The 13,353-nt window shown below is 69.5% G+C and carries 11 protein-coding genes; 3 read left to right on the top strand and 8 right to left on the bottom strand.

Features of this window, described 5'->3' with window-relative positions; all coding sequences use genetic code 11:
* Positions 1 to 78 precede the first annotated feature (78 nt).
* Genes AB0J36_RS27770 through AB0J36_RS27755 form a run of 4 tightly spaced genes read right to left on the bottom strand, consistent with a single transcriptional unit; the run spans position 79 to position 6,082 of the window.
* Entirely contained in the window at positions 79 to 1,719 is a 1,641-nt protein-coding gene (locus tag AB0J36_RS27770; RefSeq protein ID WP_363661318.1) for an extracellular solute-binding protein, read from the bottom strand.
* A 44-nt stretch (positions 1,720 to 1,763) separates the two neighbouring features.
* Positions 1,764 to 2,702 (bottom strand): carbohydrate ABC transporter permease, encoded by a 939-nt coding sequence (locus tag AB0J36_RS27765; protein ID WP_363661317.1) that lies wholly within the window; start codon positions 2,700 to 2,702, stop codon positions 1,764 to 1,766.
* Positions 2,699 to 3,691 carry an ABC transporter permease subunit gene (locus tag AB0J36_RS27760; protein WP_363661316.1) on the bottom strand — a complete coding sequence of 331 codons (993 nt, stop codon included), beginning with the start codon at positions 3,689 to 3,691 and terminating at the stop codon, positions 2,699 to 2,701. The genes AB0J36_RS27765 and AB0J36_RS27760 overlap by 4 nt, the downstream gene beginning before the upstream one ends.
* Before the next feature lie 9 nt (positions 3,692 to 3,700).
* Positions 3,701 to 6,082, bottom strand: a complete 2,382-nt coding sequence (locus tag AB0J36_RS27755) for a glycoside hydrolase family 3 N-terminal domain-containing protein (RefSeq protein ID WP_363661315.1) — start codon at positions 6,080 to 6,082, stop codon at positions 3,701 to 3,703.
* A 248-nt stretch (positions 6,083 to 6,330) separates the two neighbouring features.
* Here AB0J36_RS27755 and AB0J36_RS27750 point away from each other — a divergent pair, with 248 nt between their 5' ends.
* The 3 genes from AB0J36_RS27750 (at position 6,331) to AB0J36_RS27740 (ending at position 9,703) form a co-directional block, all read left to right on the top strand.
* Positions 6,331 to 7,371, top strand: coding sequence for a LacI family DNA-binding transcriptional regulator (locus AB0J36_RS27750; RefSeq protein ID WP_357134652.1), 1,041 nt, complete (start codon positions 6,331 to 6,333; stop codon positions 7,369 to 7,371).
* Between the two features lie 14 nt (positions 7,372 to 7,385).
* The gene (locus AB0J36_RS27745) at positions 7,386 to 8,375 is read left to right on the top strand and encodes an acetylxylan esterase (RefSeq protein WP_357134654.1); all 990 of its coding nucleotides are present in this window, start codon (positions 7,386 to 7,388) and stop codon (positions 8,373 to 8,375) included.
* A 245-nt stretch (positions 8,376 to 8,620) separates the two neighbouring features.
* Positions 8,621 to 9,703, top strand: coding sequence for a cellulose binding domain-containing protein (locus tag AB0J36_RS27740; protein ID WP_357134684.1), 1,083 nt, complete (start codon positions 8,621 to 8,623; stop codon positions 9,701 to 9,703).
* Positions 9,704 to 9,798: 95 nt separating this feature from the next.
* Here AB0J36_RS27740 and AB0J36_RS27735 read toward each other — a convergent pair whose 3' ends face one another.
* The 4 genes from AB0J36_RS27735 to AB0J36_RS27720 all read right to left on the bottom strand — a co-directional run.
* A complete protein-coding gene (locus tag AB0J36_RS27735) occupies positions 9,799 to 11,085 on the bottom strand; it encodes an IS256 family transposase (RefSeq protein ID WP_357175977.1) in 1,287 nt (428 codons plus the stop codon).
* A 255-nt stretch (positions 11,086 to 11,340) separates the two neighbouring features.
* Complete coding sequence (locus tag AB0J36_RS27730) at positions 11,341 to 11,934, bottom strand: hypothetical protein (RefSeq protein WP_357392889.1); 594 nt, start codon at positions 11,932 to 11,934, stop codon at positions 11,341 to 11,343.
* A gap of 585 nt (positions 11,935 to 12,519) precedes the next feature.
* Complete coding sequence (locus tag AB0J36_RS27725) at positions 12,520 to 12,984, bottom strand: MaoC family dehydratase (protein ID WP_357134656.1); 465 nt, start codon at positions 12,982 to 12,984, stop codon at positions 12,520 to 12,522.
* An 89-nt stretch (positions 12,985 to 13,073) separates the two neighbouring features.
* Positions 13,074 to 13,353: helix-turn-helix transcriptional regulator (locus AB0J36_RS27720; protein WP_363661314.1), on the bottom strand; the 280-nt coding region annotated here is incomplete at its 5' end.

The following is a 13,353-nucleotide window of genomic DNA, read 5'->3' as shown; positions in this document are numbered from 1 at the left end:
CCCCGGCCGGGGGGTGGGCCGCGGGGGGGGGGCCGGTGGGCGGCGGGGCCGGTGCGCCACCCCCCCCCCCCCGACAGCTCAGCGATGGTCCTTCTGGTAGCGGTCGTACGCCTTGTTGACCATGTCCAGGTAGGCGTCCATGTTCTTGCCCTTCAGCTCGGCCAGGTAGGCGTCCCACTGGGCGAGGTCCCGCTGGCCCAGCGCGAACTGCAGGGTCGCCTGGTAGACGGCGTCCTTCAGCGGCGTCTCCCACAGCGACGCCTGTTCCCGCTCCTCGTCGTTCAACGGGTGCGGCGGGGGCACCGCGACCGGCGTCCGGGCGTTCATGACCTTCTGGAACTCCTGCTCCTCCGGGGCGAAGAAGCCCTGCACCAGCTCCGGCTTGCCGCCGTACGCGAAGACGCCGTTGTAGAAGCCGAAGTCCTTCTGGAGGTGCTTGGGGGCCGTGGGGTTGAGCCCGATGACGTTGACGTCGGGCGCCAGCTTGGGCATGCCGGCGCCGTCCCGGACGAAGGTCTTGCCCTCGACGCCCCACTTGGCGAACTCCTGGCCGGCGTCGGAGTACCAGAGCCAGTCGATGAACTGCATCATCGCCACGAAGTTCTTGCTCTCGCGGGCCTTCGAGGAGATCATCACACCGTTCTCCAGCCGGCTGGCCGGGTTGATCTCACCAGCCGGCCCGATCGGCAGCGGAATCTTGGTGATCTTGGCTTTGGGGTTGGTCTTGGCCAGGTCCGGGCGGTAGTCGTTCACCACGGCCTGCGCGTTGGCGCTGATCACGAAGGACTTGCTGTTGGCGAGCTTCTGCCGGGCCTGGTCGTCGGTCTGGGTGAAGCTCTCCGGGTCGAGCAGCTTCTCCTTCACCAGCTTGTTGAGGTACTGGAGCATCTGCTTGTACTTGTCGCTCGCGCCGGTATAGACGAACTTTTTGGTGTCGGCGTCCCAGCTCGTGTGCTGGAAGTTCCAGCCCGCGCCCTGGAGTCCGTACGACACGGCCAGGAGGTTGAGCAGGTTGCCGGCCGGGTTGGGCTTGCTCCACCGGTCCGAGAACGGGTAGACGTCCGGGTACTTGGCCTTCATGGCCTTGAGCACCGTGTACAGCTCGTCCCAGGTCTTCGGCGGGCTCAGCTTCAGCTCGTCGAGGATGTCGGTGCGGATGGCCAGCGAGTAGTCGTGCCAGGGCTTCTCGTGCAGACCGGGCAGCAGGTAGAACTTGCCGTCCTCCTGACGCCGGGTATCGATCTCGGGCTTCAGGTTCCACTTCGAGATCTTGTCCTGCAGGTTCGGCATCAGGTCCAGGTAGTCGCTGACCGGCAGGATCGCCCCGGACGAGACGTACGCGTCCTCCTGCGCCGGGTACGTCTTCGGGATGATCATCGGGGCGTCACCGGCGCCGATCAACAGGCTGCGCTTCTGCTCGTAGTCGCTCAGCGGCACGGCGACCGGGGTGAGGGTGACGTTGGCCCGGGACTTCAGCTCCGACCAGAAGAGCCAGTCCTCGCGCAGCGGGTAGTTCGGGTGGTTGTTGTACAGGATCGAGAAGGAGACCGGCTCGCTCGCCTTGAACTGCTTGCCAAGGCCGTAGTCGGCCATCGCACCGGCCTTGTTCTCCGACAGGTCCTTGGCGTCGGACGGGTCATCACTGCAGGCGGCGATGCTGGTCGCCGTGAGCAGCACGGCTACCGCTGTCGCGACGCGGCGCCACGATCGGTGGAGCATGGCGGTCCTTTCGGGTTCGGTGGAGGAAAGGGTGGACGTGCTGGCTAGCCCTTCACGGCGCCGAGCATCACGCCGCGAACGAAGTACCGCTGGACGAACGGGTACACCAGGAGGATGGGCAGGGTCGTGAGCACGATCGTCACGGACTTGAGCGTCGCCTCGGCCTGTACCTCGTCGGCCTCGGCGATCGCGCCGACGTTCTCCGCGCCGGTGGCCCCGGCGATCAGGTTGCGCAGATAGACGGTCACCGGCCACAACTCCTGCTGGTCCATGTACAGGAAGGCGGCGAACCAGGAGTTCCAGAAGGCCACGGCGTAGAACAGCACCATCGTGGCGACGATCGCCTTCGACAGGGGCAGCACGATGCGCAGCAGGATGCCGTACGTGTTGAGCCCGTCGACAGCGGCGGCCTCCTCCAGGTCGGTGGGTAGCGACTCGAAGAACGCCTTCATCACCAGCAGGTTGAACACGTTGATCGCGTTGGGTACCGCGATGGCCCAGACGGTGTTCTTCATGCCCAGGCTGGTGACGAGCACGTAGTTGGGGATCAGGCCGCCGGTGAAGAACATGGTGAAGACCGCGATGCCGATCAGCGCCGTACGTCCCCGGAGGTGTTTCTTGGACAGCACGTAGGCGTAGCAGGTGGTCAGCACGATCGAGATGGTCGTGGCGACGACGGTGTAGAAGACGGTGTTGCGGTAGTTGGTCCAGAACAGCGAGTCGTGCAGCACGAGCCGGTAGGTGTCCAGGTTGAACCCGCGCGGCACGAGGTTGACCTGCCCGGCGATGATGTACCCCTCGTCGCTGAGCGAGCGGGCCAGGACGTTGACGAACGGGAACAGGGTCACCACCACCACGATGGTGAGCACGACCGCGTTGCACGCCTGAAACACGCGGTAGCCCCGGGTGGGCCGGATTCCGCGGGGTCCGACGCGGGCGGGCAGGTCAGCGACGCGGGCCGGGTCGGTGGCGTCGACGGTCACCACAGGCTCGTCCCCACCGTGCGCCGGGCGATCAGGTTCGCCGTCAGGACCAGCGTGAGCCCGATGACCGCCTCGAACAGCCCGATGGCGGCGGCGTAGCTGAAGTTGCTGGACCCGAAGCCCATCCGGAACAGGTACGTGGAGAGCACATCGGCCGTCGGGTAGGTCAGCGGGTTGTACAGCAGCAGGATCTTCTCGAAACCGACCGCCATGAACGTGCCGATGTTGAGGATCAGCAACGTGACCATGGTGGGTCGGATGCCCGGGAGCGTGACGTGCCAGGTCTGCCGCCAGCGGTTGGCCCCGTCGATCCGGGCCGCCTCGTACAGGTCGTCGTCGACGGTGGTGAGCGCGGCGAGGTAGAGGATGGTGCCCCAGCCGACCGTCTGCCAGACCTCGGACGACACGTAGATCGTCCGGAACCATTCGGCGCGTTGCAGGAACGGCACCGCGTCGCCGCCGGTGGCCTGCACGATCTGGTTGACGGTCCCGTCGACAGAGGTCAGCTGCATGACCATCGCCGCGACGATCACGATCGACAGGAAGTGCGGCAGGTAGGACACGGACTGCACGAACCGCCGCAGCCGTCGGGCGCGTACCTCGTTGAGCAGCAGCGCGAGGACGATCGGCAGTGGGAAGCAGAACAGCAGAGTCAGCGTCCCGAGCACCAGCGTGTTGGTGAAGACGTCCCAGAACGTCGGGTCGGCCAGGAACATCCGGAAGTAGCGCAGCCCGACCCAGTACTCACCGAAGATGCTCCCGCCCGGCTTGAACCGGCGGAACGCGATGATGTTCCCGATCATCGGGAGGTAGCGGAAAACCAGGAAGAAGAGCAGCGGCAGGACGGCCAGCGAGTAGAGCTGCCAGTCCCGGCGCAGCGCCTGTCGCCAGGTGCGACGCCGACGGGGTGCGCGCGGGGCGGGGACGGTGGCCTCCACCGCGTCGCCGGGTGGCGCCGGCGGCGGGGGCCGTAACGTCTCGGATGTCATCCTCGCCTCCTATGCGGAGTGCGGAACGGCCACGAGCGGCTCGATCCGCACCGACGTGAGTAGGTCCCGCTGGTGCCCGACCTCGCGCTCGGCACCGGTGAGCCGCAGCGGCAGGGCGTCCTCGATCTCCGCGCTGGAGCGCCCGAACCGCAGCTCGACCGCGCCGGGCTCGACCACCCGCCGGCCGGACCGACCGGTGAACGACGTGACGTCGGCGGGTACGCCGAAGGTGACGTGCGCCCGCGCTCCGGGCTCCAGCGGCACCCGGGCGAAGCCGACCAACCGGTGCACCGGCCGGGTGGTCTGCGCCACCGGGTCGTGCAGGTAGAGCTGCACCACCTCGGTGCCGGCCCGGTCACCGGTGTTCCCGACGGTGACGCGCACCTGGACCTCGCCGTCCACCGCCCAGGGGGTTGGTGCGTCCCGCGTCGCACCCACGACGGTCGCGTCGGACCACTCGAAGGTGGTGTAGCTCAGGCCGTGACCGAACGGGTACGCCGGGGTCGGGTCGATCGAGGACACCTTGTTGCGACGCCCGAGCGGCGGCGACAGGTAGGTGCCCGGCAGCCCACCCGCGTCACGGGGCACGCTGACCGGCAGCCGCCCGGACGGGTTCACCGCGCCGGTGAGCACCTCCGCGAGCGCCTGCCCGCCGAGTTGGCCGGGGAAGAACGCCTGCACCACGGCCGCCGCCGGGTCGAACTCCGGGCCGAGCGCGTACGGGCGACCGGTCAGCAGCACCAGCACCACCGGGGTACCGGTGGCGAGAACGGCCCGGACCAGGTCCGCCTGCACGCCGGGTAGCCGCAGGTCGGCGGCGTCGCAGCCCTCGCCGGAGGTGCCCCGGCCGAACATTCCCGCCCGGTCTCCGACGGCGAGCACGCACACGTCCGCGTTGGTCGCCGCGGTGACCGCCGCCGGGATGCCGGACGCGTCCTCGCCGGTGACGGCGCAGCCCGGCTCGTGGACCAGCAGCGGGACGCGGCGGGCCAGCTCGTCGCGCAACGTGCGGATCTCCACCCCGAGGCCGTGGTCGGGGTGGTTGACGCCGACGTGGTTGGGGAAGGTGTAGCAGCCGAGCATCGCCATCGGGTCGTCGGCGAGCGGACCCACCAGGGCGACCCGGGTCGCGACGGGCAGCGGCAGCACGCCGGTGTTGCGCAGCAGCACGACGGACTCGCGGGCCAGGCGTACGGCGACGTCCCGGCTGGCCTCGTCGTCGAGGCGCAGGGCCGCGACGTCGTCGGGCAGGGCCCGCCAGTCCTCGTCGAGCAGGCCGATGTCGATCTTCTGGATGAGCACCCGGCGCACCGCCCGGTCGATCAGCGCCGCGTCGACCTCGCCGGCGTGCACCGCCTGGACCAGCGCGTCGCCGAAGGCGTCCACGGTGGGCAGTTCCACGTCGATGCCGGCGCGCAGGGCGAGGCGGGCGGCGTCGACGGCACCCTCGGCGAGGCCGTGCAGGGTCTCGAGGAACCGTACGGCGAAGTAGTCGGCGACCACGATGCCGGTGAAGCCCCACTCGTCGCGCAGCAGCCCGGTCAGCAGGTGCTCGTCGGCGGCGGCGGGCATGCCGTCGATCTCGGCGTAGGAGTTCATCACCGACCGTGCCCCGCCGAGCCGTAGGGCCATCTCGAACGGCGGCAGGATGTGGTCGGCCAGTTCGCGGCGGCCCATCGACACCGGGGCGAGGTTGCGTCCGCCCCGGGAGGCCGAGTAGCCGGCGAAGTGCTTCAGGGTGGCGACGAGGCCGGCGTTCTCCAGGCCCCGCACGTACGCCGCGCCGGTCGTTCCGACCAGGTACGGGTCCTCCCCGATCGTCTCCTCGGTGCGGCCCCAGCGGTAGTCGCGGGTGACGTCCAGGACGGGCGCGAGCCCCTGGTGTACGCCGGCGGCGCGCATCGACGCGCCGATCCGACCGGCCATCTCCTCGACCAGCTCGGGGTGGAACGAGGCGCCCCAGCCCAGCGGGGTCGGGTAGACGGTGGCCTTGAAGGCCGCGAACCCGGTCAGGCACTCCTCGTGCACCTGGGCCGGTATGCCGAACCGGCTGGCGGCAACGATCTGCTCCTGGGAGGCGGCGAGCGAGCGGGCGCCGAGCACCGGGTCGACCGGTGCGGTGCCGAACGGGCGGGTGAGCTGACCCAGGCCGTACCGGATGATCGTGTCCCACGACGGGGTGTTGGCGACCATGTCGGACTGGTGTGGCGCGACGCCCTCACCGGACGCCTCGGCGCCGACCCAGACCCCGAAGAGCTGGGCGACCTTCTCCTCGACGGACATCACCGCGAGCAGCGCCTCGGCCCGTTCGGCCGGCGACCGCCGGGTGTCGCGCCACGGTGCGGCGTCGCGCGACGCCGATTCGCCGTCGACGGGCTGCTGACTTCTCATGCCGAGACCCCTTAGCTCCGGCCACGAACCGCGCCGTCGTGGGATCGGTTGGTGGCGCGCGGTTCCACAATCCGAAACTTTCCGGAAACCAGAGCAACCTTTTCGGCAACCTAAGTCCGCCGCCTGAGCGTGTCAAGAGTTTCGATGCGCCGTGGGATGCCTACCAGGGCGCTTAGCTGCATCGACGGGAATCGTCAACTGATCGTGTTAGTGTCGTCCGAAACTTTCGGATGCGGTATGAGGCTGCGATGACAGAGCACCACCCGCTCGGCCCACCCGGCTCCACCACCACCATCGCGACGATCGCCCACGACGTCGGCGTGTCGGTCGCGACGGTCTCCAAGGTCCTCAATGGACGCGAGGACGTCTCCCCCGGCACCAGAGCCCGGGTCGAGGCGAGTCTCGACCGCCACCAGTACCAGCGCCGCAGCCGGCGTTCATCCTCCGCCACCCGTCGGATCGACCTCGTCTTCCACGAGTTCGACACCGGTTGGGCGATGGAGGTGATGCGCGGGGTCGAGGCGGTGACGAGCGTCGCCGGCATCAGTCTCGCCGTATCCCAGCTCGGCGGCGCGCACCGCCCGGCGTCGCGATGGCTCGACACCCTGCTGGGTCAGCGTCCGCTGGGCGTGCTGTTCGTCCTCTGTCACCTCAGCGACGCGCAACAGCAGCTCCTGCGGCGTCAGGGCGTACCGTTCGTCGTGATCGACACCGACAGCGCGACCTCGGCGTCCGTGCCCACGGTCGGCTCGAACAACTTCAACGGCGGCCTGCTCGCCGCCCGGCACCTGATCGAGCTGGGGCACCAGCGGATCGCGGTCATCTCCGGGCCGCCCGACATGCTCTGCAGCCGGGCCCGGGCCGCCGGGTTCCAGTCCGCGCACGACGAGGCGGGGTTGACCCTCGACCGCGAGCTGGTCCGCTTCGGCAGCTTCTCCGCCGGCACCGGGCACACCCACGGCCTCCAACTGCTGCAACGACCGGACCGACCCACGGCGATCTTCGCCGGTTCGGACATCCAGGCGATGGGGGTGCTCCGGGCCGCACGCCGGTGCGGCCTGCGCGTCCCCGAGGACCTTTCGGTGATCGGGTACGACAACCTGCCGCTCGCCACCTGGACGGACCCGCCCCTCACGACGATCAACCAGCCGCTGCGCGACATGGCCGGCATCGCCACCCAGATGCTGCTCGACCTGTCCGCCGGCACCGAGCCGGCGACCAGCCGGATCGACCTGGTGACCGAACTGGTCGTCCGGGAGAGCACCGCGCCCCCCGCCCCACCCCGCTGACCCTGCGAGGACCCGTGCCCGACGCCGCTGTGCGCCTCGACGAGCTCGAGCGATACTCCCCCACCGTCACCGAGCCGGAGGACTTCGACCGGTTCTGGGGTGACACCCTCGCCGCTGCCGCCGCCCGGCCGGTACTCGTCGACGTCCGTCCCGAGCCCACCGACCTGCGCGTGCTCGACACCTGGGACGTCACGTTCGCCGGCTTCGACGGCGACGAGGTACGGGCCTGGTTCACCCGCCCGGCGGGCGTACCCGGACCGCTGCCCGCCGTGGTGGAGTACGCCGGCTACGGGCGCGGCCGTGGTCTGCCACACGAGCGGCTGGTCTGGCCGGCGGCCGGGTACGCGCACCTGTTGATGGACAACCGGGGGCAGTCCGGGCTGTACGCCGCCGGGGACACCGCCGACCGGCACGGCGCGCCCGGCGGGCCCTGGCCGGCGACCTGGGGAATCCTCGACCCGTACGACTACCACTACCGCCGTCTGATCACGGACGCCGTCCGGGCCGTCGAGGCGGTGCGCGCCCTGCCCGGAGTGGACGCGGGCCAGGTCGCCCTGCTCGGCAACAGCCAGGGCGGGGGCGTGGCGCTGGCCGTCGCCGGCCTGGTCGACGATCTCGCGGCGGCGCTGATCACCGCGCCGTTCCTCTGCGACGTCCAGCACGCCATCGAGCTCAGCGACGCCTCGCCGTACGGTGAGATCGCCCGGTACCTGGCGGTGCACCGGGAGGCCGAGGCCGCGGTCCGACGCACGCTGTCCTACGTCGACGGGGTGACCTTCGCCCGGCGGGCCACCGCGCCGGCACACTTCGGCATCGGTTTGCGCGACACCGTGTGCCCACCGAGCACCGGCTTCGCGGCCTACAACCAGTACGGCGCCGCGACCGGCCGACCCGACGCGCCACGGCGGGAGATGCACGTGTACCCGTTCAACGGTCACGAGAGTGGCGAGGCCCTGCACGTCCGGCGGCAACTGCGCTGGCTCGCCGCGACGCTCGCGAGTTGACCGTACCCATGGTCGGCGGTCGATGCGTTGCCGGTGTTAGCGATAACAAGCTATGGTGCGTCCGGGCGGGGTGAAGGGCACATCCCGACGTCCGGGTTCCTGGTCGTCGTCCCATCACCCGAGGAAGCCCCATGAGCCCTGTGACCCTTGGTAAACCCGTACCCCCGACACCCGACAGGCCCGCGACGACCCCGAGGCCCCGCCGGGCCCGGCTGTGGTGGGCCGCGCTGGCCGCCGTCGCGGCCATGACCGCCGCCGTACCGGTGGCGACCGCGCCCGCGAGCGCCGAATCCAACGGCGGGGTACGCGTGATGCCCCTCGGCGACTCGATCACCGACGGCTTCAACGTCGCGGGTGGCTACCGGATCGAACTCTGGCAACGGTTCGCGTCCGGCGGCTACCGGATCGACTTCGTCGGCTCGATGTTCAACGGCCCGTCCAGCCTCGGTGACCACGACCACGAGGGCCACTCCGGTTGGACCATCGCGCAGATCGACGCCAACATCGTGAACTGGCTGCGCGCCACCAACCCGCGCACCGTGCTGCTGCACATCGGCACCAACGACATGTACGGCGACACCTCCGGAGCGCCCGGCCGGCTGGCCACCCTGGTCGACCGCATCACCAACACCGCGCCGAACGCGGACGTGTTCGTAGCGACGATCATCCCGAAGTCCGGCGCGGACAACGTGGTCCGGGGCTACAACGCGGCGATCCCGGGGATCGTGCAGACCCGGGCCGCGGCCGGTAAGCGCGTCCACCTGGTCGACATGTACCGCGCGCTGACGCTCAGCGACCTGGCCGACGGCGTGCACCCGAACGCCACGGGCTACCGCAAGATGGCCGTCGCCTGGTACGACGCCCTGCGCGCGGTTCCCGGCAGCATCGGCGGGGACACGCCGACCACCCCGCCGCCCACGACTCCCCCACCGACCACGCCGCCGCCGACCACGCCCCCGCCGACGACCCCGCCGCCGACCACTCCCCCGCCCACCACGCCGCCGCCGGCGGCGGGCTGCCGGGTCACGTACACGGTCAACGCCTGGAACAACGGGCTCACCGCGGCCGTCTCGGTGACCAACACGAGCAGCAGCGCGATAACCGGCTGGGCCCTAGGGTTCACGCTGCCGAGTGGACAGACCATCACCGGGGGCTGGAACGCGGACTACTCCCCGACCAGCGGCGCGGTGACCGCCCGCAACGTCTCCTACAACGGCACGATCGCCGCGAACACATCGGTCGACATCGGCTTCCAGGCCACCCACACCGGCAACGCCGGCAAGCCGACCGCCTTCACGCTCAACGGCACCGCCTGCACGGTCGCCTGACACACGCCCCGGACAAGGAACGCGGGGGCGGCGAGAAGAGCTTCTCGCCGCCCTCGCAGGGGCTGTCTCGCTAACGGTGTTTCCGGCGATCTTGGTTAGTAGGTTTCAGCGGCTGGGAAGCGGTCGCTGAAGGTGATGGCGAAGGCGTTCAACGCGGGTTTCCAGCGCATCGTCCATCGGGTTCTGCCTGTTCCGGTGGGGTCCAGGGATCGGGTCACCAGGTACAGACACTTCAACGCGGCCTGCTCGTTGGGGAAGTGGCCGCGGGTTTTGATCGCCCGTCGGTAGCGGGCGTTCAACGACTCGATCGCGTTGGTCGAGCAGATCACCCGCCGGATCTCGACGTCGTAGTCGAGGAACGGGATGAACTCCGCCCAGGCGTTGTCCCACAGCCGGATCACCGCCGGATACCGCTCGCCCCACTTCTCTGCCAGGTCCTCGAACGCGGCCCTGGCCGCCGCCGCGTTGACGGCGGTGTAGATCGGTTTGATGTCGTGCTTGAGCGCGTCCCAGTACTTGCGGGAGGTGAGCCGGAACGTGTTGCGGATCAGATGGATGATGCACGTCTGCACGATCGTGCGGGGCCACACGTTCGTGACCACCTCGGGAAGACCTTTCAGGCCGTCGCAGACGAGGAAGAACACGTCCTTCACGCCCCGGTTACGCAGGTCGGTCAGCACGCTCATCCAGAACTTCGCACCCTCACCACCCGAGCCGGCCCATAACCCGAGGATGTCCTTCTCCCCGTCGAGCGTGACCCCGATAGCGGCGTAGAAGGGCCGGTTCGCGACCTGCCCGTCGCGGACCTTGACCACGATCGCGTCGATGAACACGGCGGCGTAAATCTCATCCAACGGGCGGTGCGACCAGTCGGTCATCTCCTCGATCACCTTGTCGGTGATCCGCGAGATCGTCTCCTTCGACACCGAAGCCCCGTAGATCTCCGCGAAATGCGCCGAGATCTCCCCGGTGGTCAAACCCTTGGCATACAACGACAACACGACTTCGTCGACCCCGGACAGGCGCCGCTGCCTCTTCTTGACGATTTGGGGCTCGAAGGTGCCGGCCCGGTCCCGGGGCACATCGATCTGGACCGGCCCCGTGCTATCGGTCAGCACCGTCTTCGCCCTGGTGCCGTTGCGGACGTTGCCCGACTCCACCCCAGCCGACTCATGTTTCTCATAGCCCAGATGCTCGGTCATCTCCTCCTTCAGCGCCGTCTCCAGGACCGTTTTGGTCAGCTGCTTGAGCAGCCCGTCCGGGCCGGTCAGCGACAGCCCTTGTTCCTTCGCGGCCCGGACCAGCTCGGCGGCGGCCTTCGCCTCAGCCGACGGCTCGGGCCGCTTCTTACGTCCGGTCTGGTCGTTCAGTGTCGCGGTCATCACGGCACCCTCCTCACCAGGCACAACGCCCGATGGGTCAGGCCGGAAACACCCTTAGATGCACAGACCCCCCTCGCAAGCACGGGTGGCTCAGGGGCGCGGCTGGAGTCGGGTGGTCGGACCATTGGACGCCACCCCAGCATGCATACGGAGGCATGTGGTCGACGCGCCAGCGTCCGGATCTGCCGATGAGCGTGCACGGTCCCGCCCGTATCTCGGATCTCCGGTGACGGCCGAAGGTGCGGTGTGTGCCTGTCAGCTGGGTTGTGTGTCCCACCAGCGCGGCAGGTCGACGTCCGGCGCTTCCGGGTTGGTGAAGTGGAACGGCACGCCGGCATGTCGCGCGACAGCCTGGCCCTGCTCGATCGCCTGTTGTGCCTCCGGCCACGGCGGTACCTGCCCGGTGAACAGGCGGATGTCTCCGCCGTGTCGTAGCACCGTCAACGGCACCTCATCGAAGCGGTCGTGGTGTCGGCCCGGTCGGCTCACGATCGCCACCAGGACGACGAACCAGCCCTGTGTGTCGCCGTCCCAAAAGGCTTCGACGGCGAGGATTGGTGCGGCGATGGCGTCCGCCTTCTCGATCAGCTGCGCGGTCGTCGGTGGCGGTGGCTCGGGCTCGAGGAGACCCTGCCGGTCCAGTTCGGCGCGTCGCTCGATCAGAAGATCCTGCGCCTCGTACAGGCCGGGCGGCGGTTGCAGTCCGCCTTCCTGGCGCAGGAGGACGACCGCCTGGATCAGTCGACGCGTGCACAGCAAGTCGTCTATCTGCTTCAGTAACTGCGGGTCGATCGCGTTCCACCAGGCGTTGGTCGCAAGCATCTCGCCATTATCGTCGGGCGGCGTCAACGCCGACGGACAAGCCCTGATCCGGCATCCGGATCTGCCGCCGACCGTGCGCGCTGGTGCGGAGCGTCCGTCACCCCTGGTAGCTGTCGGAGGTCGTGCCTATTTGCAGCATGTGGCGGCGGCATCGGGTGGCCGGGGCCGTGGCGGCCGACGATCTGTCCGAGGTCGCGGCAGCTCTTGCCGCGGTGGGTGAGCTGGGCGAGTGCCCGCAGGGACAGGCCAGCCTGCTCACTAAGTTGCCGGAGGGTGGCGCCGAAGCGTGGGTCGACGTGGGCCGTCATGGCGGTGCTCCCAATAGCGGACGGCAATGGCGGCACCGCCGGCTTCTACACCGCCGGGCCACCATGTCGAGGCTAGCGCCCTTGTGCCTGGCTTGGCATGCTCCGACGCGCACTAGGGGCGCCCCGGGCGCTGATCGTCCGCTGTGGCTGACCGCCGTGTCGATGTGCTGTTGAGCGTGATGCCACAGGGGCATCAAGATGACTCTGTGGCATCACGCTCAAGGAGGCATCCGCCCCTACCGAGGTGACCGGGGGTCACCGCCGGCCGCCGGCTGCCTGTTCGATACGACCGACGGCCGACCGCTCAGCGGGTCGCCGCACGGTAGAGGCGGCTCACCGTCTCGGCGACGCAGACGGGCTTGTCGCCACCATCGCTGTTGACCGTCACCGCCGTGACCAGCTGCACCCCACCGCTGACCGGCGACACCTCGGCGATGACCGCGCTGGCGCGTACGGCCGCGCCGACCCGCAGCGGCGCGGGAAAGCGCACCCGGTTCAGCCCGTAGTTGACGCCCATCGCGACGCCCTCGACGCGGTAGAGCTGGCCGGCCAGGGCCGGCACCAGCGAGAGGGTGAGGAAGCCGTGCGCGATCGGGGCGCCGAAGGGACCGGCCGCAGCCCGTTCCGGGTCGATGTGGATCCACTGGTGATCGTCGGTCGCGTCGGCGAACAGGTTCACGCGGTCCTGCTCGATCCGCTGCCAGGGGCCGGGGCCGAGGGTCTCGCCGACCGCGGCGGTCAGCTCGTCGACGGAGGTGAAGACGCGCATGCGGGTGTCCTTAGTGCTGGAGGGTGCCTGACGCACAAACTAGCGGTGATAGTTAACGCCGTCCAGACCCGATGATGCCGTGGCGGCGCTCAGCGTTCGGAGGCGAGACCGGCGTGCTGTTCGGTGGCGAACGCGCGGGCCAGCTCGGTGCGGGAGCGGATCCCGAGCCGGTGGAAGACGTTGCGCAGGTGGTGGTCGACCGTCCGGGTGGACAGGAACATCCGGGCGGCGATCTCGCGGTTGGTGGCACCCTCGGCGACGAGTCGGGCGATCCGGAGCTGTTGACCGGTCAGCAGTCGGGCCGCCGGCAGATCCGGCGGCCCCCCCCACACCCCCGCGGCGCGCCCCGCGGCCGCGGGCCGCGCGGCC

It is taken from the genome of Micromonospora sp. NPDC049662, from assembly GCF_040675055.1.
In the GTDB taxonomy this organism is placed as follows: Bacteria; Actinomycetota; Actinomycetes; order Mycobacteriales; family Micromonosporaceae; genus Micromonospora.
The sequence above is the reverse complement of the archived record's forward strand: the minus strand, read 5'-3'. Positions and strand labels throughout refer to the sequence as shown.

What these genes read in the sequence shown, in the direction of transcription:
- AB0J36_RS27770 (WP_363661318.1), bottom strand. Translation starts at nt 1,719, where the DNA reads ATGCTCCACCGATCGTGGCGCCGCGTCGCGACAGCGGTAGCCGTGCTG.
- AB0J36_RS27760 (WP_363661316.1), bottom strand. Translation starts at nt 3,691, where the DNA reads ATGACATCCGAGACGTTACGGCCCCCGCCGCCGGCGCCACCCGGCGAC.
- AB0J36_RS27755 (WP_363661315.1), bottom strand. Translation starts at nt 6,082, where the DNA reads ATGAGAAGTCAGCAGCCCGTCGACGGCGAATCGGCGTCGCGCGACGCC.
- AB0J36_RS27750 (WP_357134652.1), top strand. Translation starts at nt 6,331, where the DNA reads ATGACAGAGCACCACCCGCTCGGCCCACCCGGCTCCACCACCACCATC.
- AB0J36_RS27740 (WP_357134684.1), top strand. Translation starts at nt 8,621, where the DNA reads ATGACCGCCGCCGTACCGGTGGCGACCGCGCCCGCGAGCGCCGAATCC.
- AB0J36_RS27735 (WP_357175977.1), bottom strand. Translation starts at nt 11,085, where the DNA reads ATGACCGCGACACTGAACGACCAGACCGGACGTAAGAAGCGGCCCGAG.
- AB0J36_RS27725 (WP_357134656.1), bottom strand. Translation starts at nt 12,984, where the DNA reads ATGCGCGTCTTCACCTCCGTCGACGAGCTGACCGCCGCGGTCGGCGAG.